This is a genomic window from Lysobacter sp. (assembly GCF_035655815.1).
Classification (GTDB): Bacteria; Pseudomonadota; Gammaproteobacteria; order Xanthomonadales; family Xanthomonadaceae; genus Lysobacter_J.
On record NZ_DASRTS010000031.1, the window covers coordinates 118885 to 131959 of the forward strand.

The 13075-nt window shown below is 69.0% G+C and carries 11 protein-coding genes; all 11 read right to left on the reverse strand.

Annotation, left to right across the window (positions count from 1 at the left end):
• Window positions 1-118: 118 nt before the first annotated feature.
• From ftsA to ftsL, 11 genes are read right to left on the reverse strand one after another with little or no spacing between them, the layout of a single operon-like run.
• Window positions 119-1354: a cell division protein FtsA gene (gene ftsA / locus VFE83_RS08705; protein ID WP_324905116.1), complete on the reverse strand. Its 1236-nt coding sequence runs from the start codon at window positions 1352-1354 to the stop codon at window positions 119-121.
• Window positions 1351-2088, reverse strand: coding sequence for a cell division protein FtsQ/DivIB (locus tag VFE83_RS08710; RefSeq protein ID WP_324905118.1), 738 nt, complete (start codon window positions 2086-2088; stop codon window positions 1351-1353). Before VFE83_RS08710 ends, ftsA begins: the two co-directional genes overlap by 4 nt.
• The gene (locus VFE83_RS08715; protein WP_324905212.1) at window positions 2085-3044 is read right to left on the reverse strand and encodes a D-alanine--D-alanine ligase; all 960 of its coding nucleotides are present in this window, start codon (window positions 3042-3044) and stop codon (window positions 2085-2087) included. The genes VFE83_RS08710 and VFE83_RS08715 overlap by 4 nt, the downstream gene beginning before the upstream one ends.
• A 23-nt stretch (window positions 3045-3067) precedes the next feature.
• Window positions 3068-4516 (reverse strand): UDP-N-acetylmuramate--L-alanine ligase, encoded by a 1449-nt coding sequence (gene murC / locus VFE83_RS08720; protein ID WP_414674712.1) that lies wholly within the window; start codon window positions 4514-4516, stop codon window positions 3068-3070.
• Window positions 4513-5610, reverse strand: a complete 1098-nt coding sequence (gene murG, locus VFE83_RS08725; RefSeq protein ID WP_324905120.1) for an undecaprenyldiphospho-muramoylpentapeptide beta-N-acetylglucosaminyltransferase — start codon at window positions 5608-5610, stop codon at window positions 4513-4515. The genes murC and murG overlap by 4 nt, the downstream gene beginning before the upstream one ends.
• On the reverse strand, window positions 5610-6929 hold the full coding sequence (ftsW, locus tag VFE83_RS08730) for a putative lipid II flippase FtsW (protein ID WP_324905122.1): 1320 nt from the start codon (window positions 6927-6929) through the stop codon (window positions 5610-5612). Before ftsW ends, murG begins: the two co-directional genes overlap by 1 nt.
• On the reverse strand, window positions 6929-8014 hold the full coding sequence (mraY, locus tag VFE83_RS08735) for a phospho-N-acetylmuramoyl-pentapeptide-transferase (protein ID WP_324905125.1): 1086 nt from the start codon (window positions 8012-8014) through the stop codon (window positions 6929-6931). The genes ftsW and mraY overlap by 1 nt, the downstream gene beginning before the upstream one ends.
• Window positions 8004-9377 (reverse strand): UDP-N-acetylmuramoyl-tripeptide--D-alanyl-D-alanine ligase, encoded by a 1374-nt coding sequence (locus VFE83_RS08740; RefSeq protein ID WP_324905127.1) that lies wholly within the window; start codon window positions 9375-9377, stop codon window positions 8004-8006. The genes mraY and VFE83_RS08740 overlap by 11 nt, the downstream gene beginning before the upstream one ends.
• A complete protein-coding gene (locus VFE83_RS08745) occupies window positions 9374-10888 on the reverse strand; it encodes a UDP-N-acetylmuramoyl-L-alanyl-D-glutamate--2,6-diaminopimelate ligase (RefSeq protein WP_324905129.1) in 1515 nt (504 codons plus the stop codon). Before VFE83_RS08745 ends, VFE83_RS08740 begins: the two co-directional genes overlap by 4 nt.
• Window positions 10885-12813 carry a penicillin-binding protein 2 gene (locus VFE83_RS08750; RefSeq protein ID WP_324905131.1) on the reverse strand — a complete coding sequence of 643 codons (1929 nt, stop codon included), beginning with the start codon at window positions 12811-12813 and terminating at the stop codon, window positions 10885-10887. Before VFE83_RS08750 ends, VFE83_RS08745 begins: the two co-directional genes overlap by 4 nt.
• A complete protein-coding gene (ftsL, locus tag VFE83_RS08755) occupies window positions 12810-13073 on the reverse strand; it encodes a cell division protein FtsL (RefSeq protein ID WP_324905216.1) in 264 nt (87 codons plus the stop codon). Before ftsL ends, VFE83_RS08750 begins: the two co-directional genes overlap by 4 nt.
• Window positions 13074-13075: the final 2 nt, after the last annotated feature.

Genomic DNA, 13075 nt, shown 5'->3' on the forward strand with positions numbered 1-13075 from the left:
CAAGTACCGCTTCGCCTTCGCCTCGCCTTCCCGCGTGGCCCGGGCTGCCTCCCCGGACCGGGAACCGGCGTCGGCCCGTGCCGCGTCGATTCCGTGAAACCTGTGGCGCGTCCGATCATCAGAACTCGCCGCGATACCAGTTCTTGAGCTTGCTGAAGAAGCTGCCGGCGCGACCGGTCGGAATGACCGGGCGACGCGGATGTTCGATCTGGCTGCCCATCAGCAGCAGGCCGACGCCGGTGGCGTGCACGGGATTGCCGACCACTTCGCCCAGGCCCGTCACGTGCTGCGGAATGCCCACGCGCACCGGCATCTGCAGCATTTCCTCGGCCAGCTCGACCACGCCTTCCATCTTCGCGGCGCCGCCGGTGAGCACCATGCCGGCGCGCACGTGCTGCTCGAAGCCGCTGCGACGCAGTTCGGCCTGGATCATTTCGAAGATCTCCTCGTAGCGCGCCTGCACGGCCTGCGCGAGCGAGGCGCGCGGCATGCGGCGCGGCGGACGATCGCCGACGCTGGGCACCTGGATCGATTCTTCCGCCGTCGCCATCTGCGCCAGCGCGCAGGCATAGCGCACCTTGATCTGTTCTGCTTCCGGCGTCGGCGTGCGCAGCATGTGCGCAATGTCCTCGGTGACCTTGTCGCCGGCGATCGGCAGGCTCGCGCTGTGCGCGATCGCGCCCTGCACGAACACCGCGATGTCGGTGGTACCCGCGCCAATGTCGACCAGCACCACGCCAAGTTCGCGCTCGTCGTTGGTCAGCACCGCCTGGCTGGAGGCCAGCACGCTCAGCACCAGGTCATCGACCTGCAAACCGCAGCGCTGCACGCACTTGCTGATGTTGGCCGCGGCCGACTGCGCACACACCACCAGGTGCGCGTGCACTTCCAGGCGCACGCCGGTCATGCCGACGGGATTGCGGATGCCTTCCTGCGAGTCGTCCAGCACGTAGTCGCGCGGGATCGCGTGCAGGATCTTCTGGTCGGCCGGAATGGCAACGGCCTTGGCCGCCTCCAGCACGCGGTCCAGGTCGCCGTAGGTCACTTCGCCGTCTCGGATCGGCGCGATGCCCTGCGAGTTGCGGCACTGCACGTGGTTGCCGGAGATCGACGCGTAAACCGAGCGGATCTCGCAGCCGGCCATCAACTCGGCCTCCTCGATGGCGCGCTGGATCGACTGCACCGTCGATTCGATGTCCACGACCACGCCGCGCTTGAGGCCGCGCGATTCGTGCGAGCCGATGCCGATCACCTCGATGGGGTTGCCCGGCGAGTATTCGCCGACCAGCGCCACCACCTTCGAGGTGCCGATGTCGAGGCCGACGATCAGCGACTTGTCACCCTTGCGATTCATGTTGACCCTTGTTGTTGCGGCACGGGCGCGGGTGCCGGCATCGGCGCCCACGTCAGTGCGAATCCGTTGGTGTAGCGAAGGTCGGCGCGCTGCAGGATCTGCGCCTGCTGTGCCAGCAACTGCGGCAGCAGGCGCACGAAGCGCCCGAGTCGTGCGCGTGCCTCGCTGCGCCCGACGACGATGCGCGCACCGTTGTCCAGGCCCAGCGTCCAGCTGCCGCGCGCGTCGAGGCCGACCTCGCGCACGTCCAGCCCGATCGGCGCGAACATCGCGCGCGATTCGTTGTAGATCTCCACCACTTCGCCCACGCGCGTCGCCGGGCCGCCCAGCAGCGGCAGGCCCTTCGGCACGTCGATGCCCTTGGCCGGGAACAACTTGCCCTGCTCCGAAAGCAGCTGGTCGTTGCCCCAGCGCGCGAACGGTCGGTGCTCGGACACGGTCACTTCCAGCACGTCCGGCCAGCGCTTGCGCACTTCGGCGCGTTCCACCCACGGCAGCTTCGACACTGCGTCCTGCGCCGCTGCCAGGTCCACCGCGAAGAAGCCACGCTGCGCGTAGGGCAGCAGCGTCTTCTGCAGCAGCGCGGCATCCACGCGTTCGAACTCGGCGGTGGCGCGCAGCTTGGTCAGCGGCCAATGGCGCGCACCGACCCAGCCGTTGAGCACGGCAACGATCGGCAGCACCACCAGTGCCAGCGCGAGGACCCACCCGACGAGGCGAAGCATGGCGTTCACGCCGCCGCACCTCCGGTGTCGGGGAAGCTCGACTCCAGCACGCGCCAGCACAGTTCCTCGAACGCAATTCCGACCTGGCGCGCCGCCTTCGGCACCAGCGAATGACTGGTCATGCCCGGCGCGGTGTTGATCTCCAGCAGGTACAGCTGGCCGCTCGCGCGGTCACGCATGAAATCCACGCGCCCCCAGCCGCTGCAGCCGGCGGCAATGAACGCCTCGCTTGCGAGACGTCGGATCTCGTCCTCTTCCGCGCCTTCCAGCCCCGGGCACAGGTACTGCGTGTCGTCCGCGAGGTACTTGGCGTGGTAGTCGTACCACTCGCCCTTCGGCACGATGCGGATGGACGGCAGCGCGTGGCCACCCAGCATCGGCACGGTCAGTTCCTCGCCCACGATCAGCTGCTCCATCAGCATCTCGCCGGGGTAGTTCGCGGCCAGCTCCACCGCGCCGTCGATGTCGGATTCCTCCAGCACGCGCGACACGCCGACGCTGGAGCCTTCGCTCGACGGCTTGATGAACACCGGCAAGCCCAGCGAGCGCGCAGCAGCATGCACGTCGTCGCCCTTGCCCAGTCGCACGTAGCGCGGCGTCGGCAGGCCGACGCTCAGCCACACCTGCTTGGTGCGGATCTTGTCCATACTCAGCGCCGAACCGAGCACGCCCGAACCGGTGTACGGCACGCCCAGCGCGTCGCATAAGCCCTGCAGGACGCCGTCTTCGCCACCGCCCTTGTTGCCGTGCAGGATGTTGAAGACGCGATCGACCTTGCCGGCGCGGATGGCATCCACCAGCGCCGGTATGCCGTCGATGGCGAACGCATCGACGCCGCGCGAGCGCAAGGCCTCGAGCACGTTGCTGCCGGAATCGAGCGAGACCTCGCGCTCGGCACTGGTGCCGCCCATCAGCACGGCCACGCGGCCGAATGCAGCGGGGTCGCTGATGCGGGGCGGGCCGATCTGCGGCGTTGCGGACTGCGCGCTCACTTCCTGCTGTCTCCGTTGAAACCGTTGGCCGCGATCTGCTGCGCGGCGTAGCCGATGTCGCCCGCGCCCATCATCAGCAGCAGGTCGCCATCGTTGAGGACGTCGGGGAGCACGCCGGACAGGTCGCCCGCGCCGCACACCACGATCGGATCGATGCGGCCGCGCGCGCGGATCGCTCGCGCCAGCGACTTCGCGTCGGCACCGGCGATCGGCGCTTCGCCCGCGGGATACACCTCGGTCAGCACCAGCACGTCCACGCTGGACAGCACCGCGGCGAACTCGTCGAACAGGTCGCGCGTGCGGCTGTAGCGGTGCGGCTGGAACGCCACCACCAGTCGCCTGTCCGGCCAGCCGCCGCGCGCAGCGGCGAACACGGCTTCCAGTTCCTTGGGGTGGTGTCCGTAGTCGTCGACCAGTTGCACGGTCGCGCCTTTGGCGGTGGTCGGGCTGGCCAGCAGGTTGAAGCGACGGCCGACACCGGCGAAGTTCTGCAGCGCGCGGGCGATCGCATCGGCCGCCACACCGAGCTGCCACGCCACCGACGCCGCGGCGAGCGCGTTGAGCACGTTGTGGCGGCCCGGCAATGCCAGCGTGATCGGCGTACGCGTCGCGTCGGGCAGGCACAGCACGAACTGCATGTGCGGACCATGCTGCTGGACGTCTTCCGCACGGACGTCGGCCTCGGCGCTGAAACCGTAGGTCATCACATGGCGCGGCGTCTTCTTTGCGAGTGCCGCGACTTCCGCATCGTCGATGCACAGCACGGCCAGGCCGTAGAACGGCAGGCGATGCATGAATTCCTCGAAGGCCGCCTGCACCTTGGCGAAGTCGCCGCCGTAGTTCTCCAGATGATCGGCATCGATGTTGGTGACGATGGCGATCTGGGGATTCAGGCGCAGGAAGCTGCCATCGCTCTCGTCGGCTTCCGCGACCAGCCAGTCGCCCTTGCCCAGGCGCGCGTTGGCGCCGGCCGCGAGCAACTGGCCGCCGATCACGAAGGTCGGGTCGATGCCGCCCTCGGCCAGCACGCTGGCCGTCAGCGAGGTCGTGGTGGTCTTGCCATGCGTGCCGGCCACGGCGATGCCGCGCTTGAAGCGCATCAGCTCGGCCAGCATCTCCGCACGCGGCACCACCGGAATGCGCTGCGCGCGCGCTTCCATCAATTCCGGGTTGTCGGGTTTGATCGCGCTAGACACGACCACGCAATCGGTACCGAGCACGTTGGCCGCGGCGTGACCGCGCTGCACGTCCACGCCAAGCGAGCCGAGCCGCCGCGTGACCGCGTTGTCCGCGTTGTCCGAGCCCGACACCTGGTAGCCCAGCGTGCACATCACTTCGGCGATGCCGCTCATGCCTACGCCGCCGATGCCGACGAAGTGCACACGCGGGAACGCCTTGGCGAGGTCGCCGGTGTGCTGCAGGCGGCGACGCAGGGCCGTACTCATTTCACTTGCTCCAGAACCAGTTGGGCGACGCGGTCTGCCGCGTCGGGCTTGGCCATCGCGCGCGCGGCCTGCGCCATCTGCAGCAGTGCGCCGCGTTCGCCGAGGATTTCGATGGTGGCCGACAGGCGATCGGCGAGATCGCCGCCCTGCCCCTGCGGCACCAGCTGCGCGGCACCGCGATCGACCAGGTACTGCGCGTTCTTGGTCTGGTGGTCGTCCACCGCCTGCGGGAACGGCACCAGCACGCTTCCCACGCCTGCTGCGCACAACTCCGCCAGCGTCAGCGCACCGGCGCGGCACACCACCAGGTCGGCCCAGGCGTAGGCTCCAGCCATGTCGGCGATGAACGGTTCGACCGATGCGTGCACGCCCGCCTCCGCATAGGCACGCTCGGCCTCCTCGCGCAGCTTCTCGCCGCACTGATGGCGCACGTCGCATTCGATGCGGCCGCGCAGGCCTGCAACAGCCTTCGGAACCGCGGTGTTGAGCGCGCGCGCGCCCTGGCTGCCGCCCAGGACCAGCACGCGCAGCGGGCCGCTGCGGCCGGCGAAGCGCTGCGCCGGAGCCGGCACGTTCGCGATCTCGGCACGCACCGGATTGCCCACCACTTCCTCGCGCAATTGCGGGAAGGTATCGGGGAATCCGGCCAGCACGTGCCGCGCGAAACGCGCCAGCACGCGATTGGTGAGGCCCGGCGCGCGGTTCTGCTCGTGCACGATCAGCGGGACGCCGGCCAGTCGCGCGGCGATGCCGCCGGGGCCTGCCGCGTAACCGCCGAAGCTGATCACCGCGCGCGGCTGGCGTTCGCGCAGCGTCTGCAGCGCGGCTCGCACCGCACCGATCATCCGGAACGGCGTGGCGATTAGCGCACCCACTCCCTTGCCACGCATGCCGCGCACCGCGATGGTGTCGATGGCGATGCCGTGCTGCGGGACCAGGCGCGTTTCCATGCCGCCCTCGGCGCCCAGCCACAGCACCGGCACGCCGCGATCACGCAGCGCACGCGCAACGGCCAGCCCCGGGAAGATGTGCCCGCCCGTTCCGCCGGCCAGAATCATCACCGGATGCAGATCGGAGTCGGTCGCGGCATGCATCACGCGATCCTCCCGAGCGTCGGCTCGACGCGCTGCTGCAGGCGGCTGGTGCCACGTACCGCGGCCGGCTTGCGCGAGGGCAGCGGCGTCGGCGAAGAAGGTGTCGGCGTTGAACCTGCCGTTGCGGGCTGCGACGGCAGCGGTGCGTTGTCGTTGCGCACGCGCGCCACCTGGCGCTGCGCGCGGTCGAGCTCGTACGAGACGCGCAGCAGCAGGCCGAGCGCCGCACAAGTCATGATCACGCTGGAGCCACCGTACGAAACCATCGGCAGCGTCAGGCCCTTGGTCGGCAGCAGGCCAAGGTTCACGCCGATGGAAACGAAACTCTGCAGGCTCATCCACAGCGCGATGCCGAACGCGCAATAGCCGGCGAAGTGGCGACGCATCTCCACGCACTTCAGGCCGATCCAGAACGCGCGGCCGGCAAGGCCCGCGTAGAGCGCGACGACCAGGCACACGCCGAAGAAGCCGAACTCCTCCGCGATGACCGCCATGATGAAGTCGGTATGCGCTTCGGGCAGGTACGAGAGCTTCTGCACCGACGCGCCCAGGCCGACGCCCAGCCATTCGCCGCGACCGACCGCCATCAACGCATTGGTCAGCTGGTATCCGGTCTTGAACGGGTCCTGCCACGGATCCAGGAACGAGGTGAGGCGCGTGACGCGGTACGGCTCGGCGATGGCGACGATGGCCAGCACCGGCAGGCCCACCAGCACCGGGCCGAACATGCGCGGCATGTTCACGCCGCCCAGCACCAGCATGCCGGCGGTGATCGCCAGCAGCAGCGAGGACGAACCGAAATCCGGCTGCAACAGCAGCAGCACCACCAGGCCCACGGCGACGCCGATCGGCTTGAGCATCGCACCCCAGGTCGCGGTGACTTCCTCGCTGTAGCGCTTGAGGTAGCTGGCCAGCCACACGATGTAGAGCAGCTTCACCGCCTCCACCGCCTGGAAGTTGGACAAGCCCAGGTTCAGCCAGCGCCGCGCGCCGTTGACGCTCTTGCCCAACCCGGGCACGAACACTGCGATCAGCAGCACGAAGCACACCAGCAGCAGCCACTGGCTGTGCTGCTCGACGGTCTTCAGTTCGGTGCGCATCACCCAGCCGGCCGCGACCAGGCCCACGACCAGGAACATCGCGTGCTTGGCGAGGAAGTAGAACGGGCCCACGTCATGCCCGTCGGCGACGCCGATCGAGGCCGAACCCACCATCACCACGCCCAGGCATGCGAGCGCGCACGAGATCCCGAGCAGCCACGGGTCGAAGTGGCCGCCGATCGCGTCGAGTCGTGTCGCCTGGCGCGCGGTTTCGCTCATCAGCGCACCTTCAGCGTCGCAAGGCCGACCAGGACGAGTACCACCGAGATGATCCAGAAGCGCACGATCACGCGCGGCTCCGGCCAGCCCTTGAGCTCGAAGTGGTGGTGGATGGGCGCCATCCGGAACACGCGCTTGCCGGTGAGCTTGAACGACGCGACCTGGATCATCACCGAGAGCGTCTCGATGACGAAGATGCCGCCCATGATCACCAGCACCAGTTCCTGGCGCACGATCACCGCGACGGTGCCGAGCACCGCACCGAGCGCGAGCGCGCCGATGTCGCCCATGAACACCATCGCCGGATAGGTGTTGAACCACAGGAAGCCCAGGCCCGCGCCGGCGATGGCCGCGCAGATGATCACCAGCTCACCCGCGCCGGGCACGGCCGGGATCTGCAGGTACTTCGAGAACTCGGCGTGGCCCGAGGCGTACGCGAAGATGCCCAGCGCGCAGGCCACCAGCACCGTCGGCATGATCGCCAGCCCGTCCAGGCCGTCGGTGAGGTTGACCGCGTTGGAGAAACCGACGATCCAGAAATACGCGATGGCGACGAAGCCGATGCCCGCCAGCGGCAGCGCGATCGACTTGAAGAACGGCACGTAGAAGTTGGTCGCCGCCGGAACGTCGGCGAAGTACCACAGGTACAGGCCGGCGCCGAGGCCGAAGATGGACTGCAACAGGTACTTCCAGCGCGACTTCAGGCCGTTCGGATCGCGCCTGACGATCTTGATCCAGTCGTCGTACCAGCCGATCGCGCCGAAGGCCAGCATCACCAGCAGCACCACCCACACGTACTTGTTGCGCAGGTCGCCCCACAGCAGCACGGAGGCCATCACGGTGAACAGGATCAGCGCGCCGCCCATGGTCGGCGTGCCGGCCTTGGAGAAGTGCGACTGCGGGCCTTCCTTGCGGATCGGCTGGCCGCCCTTGAGCTGACCAAGGCGGCGGATCACCGCCGGACCCCACCACAGCGACAGGAACAGCGCGGTCAGTGCGCTGAGGATGCCGCGGAAGGTCAGGTAGCCGAACAGGCCGAACAGGCTCTGCAGTTGCTCCAGCCAGCGCGCGAGTTCAAGCAGCATGGGTGTCCCCTTGTTGTGTGCCCACGAGCGCGGCCACGATCTTGTCCATCGCGCTGCCGCGCGACCCCTTCACCAGCACCCGCACTCCCTCGCGCAGTCCGTTGTTCAGTTCGCCCGCCAGCGACGCGTGATCGGCGAAGTGCGACGCACCCTCGCCGAAAGCCTGCGCCGCCGCCGCGCTGAGTTCGCCCAGCGTGAACAGCCGGCGGATGCCGGCGCTCTTCGCGCGGCGCCCCGCTTCGGCGTGCATCGCTTCGGCGTCCCCACCCAGTTCGCGCATGTCGCCCAGCACCAGCCAGGCCTCGCCACCGCCCGCGGCCAGGGTGTCGATCGCCGCAGCCAGCGAGCCGGGATTGGCGTTGTAGCTGTCGTCGATCAGCACGGCGCCATTGCCCAGGCGATGCGTGATCAGGCGTCCAGGCACCGGCTGCGCGGCGTTCAATCCTTCGGCAACGGCCTGCAGTGATGCGCCGACGTTCATCGCCAGCGCTGCGGCGGCCATGGCGTTGCGCACGTTGTGGCGGCCCGGCAACGCGAGCGTGATGTCGACTTCGCCGTGCGGCGTGACCAGCACGAAGCGGGAGCCTTCCGGCAGCGGCGCGATATCCCGCGCGGTGATGTCGGCGGTTGCATCGAGGCCGAAGCGCACGATGCGATGGCCGTGTGCGCGCTCGGCGAAGTACGGCGCGAAGGCATCGTCGGCGTTGATCACCGCCACGCCGTCGGCCGGCAGCGCGTCGTAGATCGCGGCCTTGGTGTCGGCCACGCCCAGCAGGCTGCCCATGCGTTCCAGATGCCCGGGCGCGATGTTGTTGACCACCGACACGTGTGGCCGCGCGATCGCGGTGAGGTACGCGATGTCGCCGGGCTTGCCCGCGCCCATCTCGTAGATGGCGAATTCGGTGTCTTCCGGCGCATCGAGCACGGCCAGCGGCAGGCCGATCTCGTTGTTGCGGTTGCCGGGCGTGGCGTAGGTCTTGCCGACGCGCTGCAGGATCGACTGCGTCAGCGACTTCACGCTGGTCTTGCCGTTGCTGCCGGTGATGGCCACGACCTTTGCGGCGCGCTCGCGCTGCACGGCGGCGGCGAAATCGGCCAGTGCACGCTCGGTATCGGCGACGACGACCTGCGGCACCGGCGCGTCGACCTCGCGCGAGACCAGCGCTGCTGCGACACCGGCCTGCGCGGCTTTTGCGACGTGGTCGTGGCCATCGAAGCGCTCGCCCTTGAGCGCGACGAACAGCGCCGCGCCGCCCTGGGGCAATGCGCGGGTGTCGGTGGCGACAGCATCGACCGTGCGGTCATTGCCCACGAGGCGCCCGTGGGTCATGCGCGCGATGTCGGACAGGCGGAGCTTCTTCATGCCTGTCCCTCCGTGTGCCGCGCCCTTCCATTCCCGTGCGGCGTCCTCGCCTGCAGTGCGGCGCGCGCCACCTGGGTGTCGTCGAACGGATGCTGCACGCCCTGGATATCCTGGTACGGCTCGTGGCCCTTGCCGGCCACCAGCACGATGTCGTTGGCAGAAGCGGTACCCACGGCGACGCCAATCGCCGCCGCGCGGTCGCGCTGCACGGTCACGCGCTGCGGATGCGCGAAGCCGGCCATGATGTCGGCGACGATGGCGTCGCCGTCTTCGAAGCGCGGGTTGTCGTCTGTCACGATGACCGCATCGGCATGCTGCTCTGCGATGGCCGCCATCTGTGGACGCTTGCCGCGGTCGCGGTCACCACCGCAACCGAACACGCACACCAGACGCTCCGTCACGTGCGCGCGCAGCGAAGCCAGTGCCTGTTCCAGCGCGTCCGGCGTGTGCGCGTAGTCGACCACGACCAGCGGTGCGTGGCCGTCGCCGCCGAGACGGTTCATGCGCCCATGGATCGGCTGCAGTTGCGACAGCGTGGCGGCGACCTGCGCCGGTGCATCGCCCAGTGCGAGCAGTACGCCCGCCACGGCCAGCAGGTTGTCGACGTTGAAGCGGCCGAGCAGCGGCGACGCGACCGGATGACGTTCCTCGCCGACCACCAGGTCGAAACCGATGCCGGCGTTGTCGAAGCGCAGGTTCTCCGCGCGCAGCGTCGCGGACGCGTCGCCGCGCGAGCTGACGCCGATCGCGCGGATTTCCGGGCGCAGCGACGCGATCAGCTCACGGCCGAACGCATCGTCCAGGTTGATCACGGCCGCCTTCAGCCCCGGCCACGCGAACAGGCGCGCCTTGGCCGCGCCGTAGGTCGCCATGTCGCCGTGGTAATCCAGATGGTCGCGCGTGAGGTTGGTGAACACCGCGACGTCGAAATGCACGCCATCAACGCGACCCTGGTCGAGCGCGTGCGAACTGGCTTCCATCGCGATGGCCTGGGCACCTTCGTCGTGCATGCCCGCCAGAAGTTCGTGCGTCTGCAGCACCAGCGGCGTGGTGAACCCTGTGGGCACCACCTGACCGTAGAGACCCGCACCGAGCGTGCCCACGCTGCCGCTGGTGATGCCGCGCAGGTGCCAAGCCTGCGTCAGCAACTGCACGGTCGAGGTCTTGCCGTTGGTGCCGGTCACGCCAACCACGGTCATCGCCGCGGTCGCGCGCCCGTGGAAGCGGTCGCCCATCTCGCCCAGGCGCGCACGCAGGCCCGGCACCGCGATGGCGTCGTGTGGGGCGGGCAGATCGGCGGGCGCCGGCGGTTCGAACAGGATCGCGGCCGCGCCGGATGCGCGGGCCTGGTCGACGAACTTCAATCCGTGCGCGCCGAAACCCGCGATCGCGACGAAGGCATAACCCGGACGCACCGCACGGCTGTCGAGCACCAGCCCGCGGATGGTGAGCTCCGGCGGGATGCCGGCCACATCCGGCAACAGTTCGACCAGCGGCATGAGGCGGCTCATCGCGCACCACCCGGTGCGGCGACCATGCCGGTGGACACCGGCACCGCCGTCGCGTGGGCCGGGACCGGCAGCACGGTGCCGGTCGGCTTGCCGCCGTTGGCCTTGGCGCGCTTGGCCTCGGCCTCGGCCTGCGCGGCCAGCCAGGTGTCGATGTCGTCGGGCGCGACGTCCATCAGGCGCAGCGCGCCTTCCATCACGCTCTTGAACATCGGCCCCGAGACGTAGCCTCCGAAGTAGCCCTTGGCCGGGTCCGGATCGTTGACCACCACCACCATCGAGAAGCGCGGGTTCTGCACCGGCACCACGCCGGCGAAGAACGAGATGTAGCGGCGCGAATAGCCGCCGGACTCGTTGAACTTGCGCGCCGTGCCGGTCTTGCCGGCAACGTGGTAGCCCAGGATCGCGGCCTGCGTGGCGGTGCCACCCGGCTCCGTCACGGTCTGCATCATGCGCATGACCTGGCCGGCGATGACCGGATCGAGCACCTGCACCGGTTCGTGGCGCTCGCCCTTGACGAACGTCGGCGTGATCAGCTTGCCGCCGTTGCCCAGCGCGGCGTACGCCTGCGCGATCTGCAACGGCGTGGCCGACAGGCCATAGCCGTACGACATGGTCTGCTTGGTCGTGCCACTCCAGCGCGAGGGCGGCGCCAGCACGCCGGACGACTCGCCCGGGAAGCCGCTGTTGGTCTTGCGGCCATAGCCGAAGCGCTTGAGGAACTCGTAGTACTGCTGGTTCGGAAGCTTGGCGACGATCTTCGAGACGCCGACGTTGGAACTCTTGGTGATCACGCCGGTGGTGTCGAGGATTCCGTAATTGCGATGGTCGGTGGTGCGATAGCGGCCGTTGGGCATCCAGCCCGGATTGGTGTCGAAGATCGTCTTCGGCGTGATCACGCCCGCTTCCAGCGCGGCGGCCACCGTCAGCGGCTTCATCGTCGAACCCGGCTCGATCACGTCGGTCACCGCGCGGTTGCGGTGCGTGTCCTGCGTGCCGACGCTGGGCGAATTGGGGTTGTAGGTGGGCAGGTTCGCCATCGCCAGCACTTCGCCGGTGGCGATGTCGAGCACCACCGCCGAGCCGCTGCTCGCGCCGGTGCGTTCCAGCGTGGCGCGCAGCTCGCGCGCCGTCAGGTACTGGATGCGGCGGTCGATGGTCAGCGTGAGGTCGCGGCCGGGCTCGGCCGGCTTCACCAGGTCGACGCTCTCGACGATGCGGCCCGCGCCGTCGCGGATCACGCGCTTGGCGCCCGGCTTGCCGCGCAGCCATTCGTCGAAGGCCAGTTCCAGGCCCTCCTGGCCCAGGTCGTCGATGTTGGTGAAGCCCAGGACGTGCGCCATCGCCTCGCCCTGCGGGTAGAACCGACGGAACTCGCGCTGCGAGAACACGCCCGGCACCTTGTAGGCTAGGATGCGGCGCGCCTCGTCCGGATTGATGCGGCGCTTGAGGTAGACGAACTCCTTGCCTGCGCGCTGGCTCAGCTTGCGCGTCAGCGCATCCGGCGAAACACCCAGGGCCTTGGCCAGCACCGGAATGCGGTCGGGATACTTCAGCAGTTCCTGCGGGTTGGCCCACACCGACTCGACCGGCGTGGACACGGCCAGCGGCTCGCCGTTGCGGTCGGTGATCATGCCGCGCGAGGTCGGGATCGGGATCTCGCGCAGCGAGCGCGCATCGCCCTGCTGGCGATAGAAATCGTTGCTGATGACCTGCAGGTCCAGCGCGCGACCGACCAGCGCCACCGAGCACAGCCCCAGCGCGCCGCCCACCAGCAGCAGGCGGTTGCGCAGGTTGAACGAAGCGCGCGATCGGCCCTTGCCGGCGACGCGGTCGCGCTCGCCGAACCTGTCGCGCAGCGCCAGCACGGCATCGAGCGGACCGCTGCGGCCAAGCTTGCTGCGGGGATTCTTCGACGAGCCGCTCATGGACGGATCACCACGGTTTCGGCGCCTTCGGGAAACTTCATGCCGAGGCGGTCGCGCGCGACCTGATCGATGCGGTTGCTTTCCGCCCAGGTCGCCTGCTCCAGCTGCAGACGGCCGAATTCGATGTTGAGCTCGTCGCGCGCGCGCTCCAGGCGGCTCAGCTGCACGAACAGCTGCCGATGCTGGTGGCGCGCCTGCACGACAGCCAACGCCGACACGACGTTGGCCACCACCAGCACGCTCAGCAGCAGGCGCAGCACGC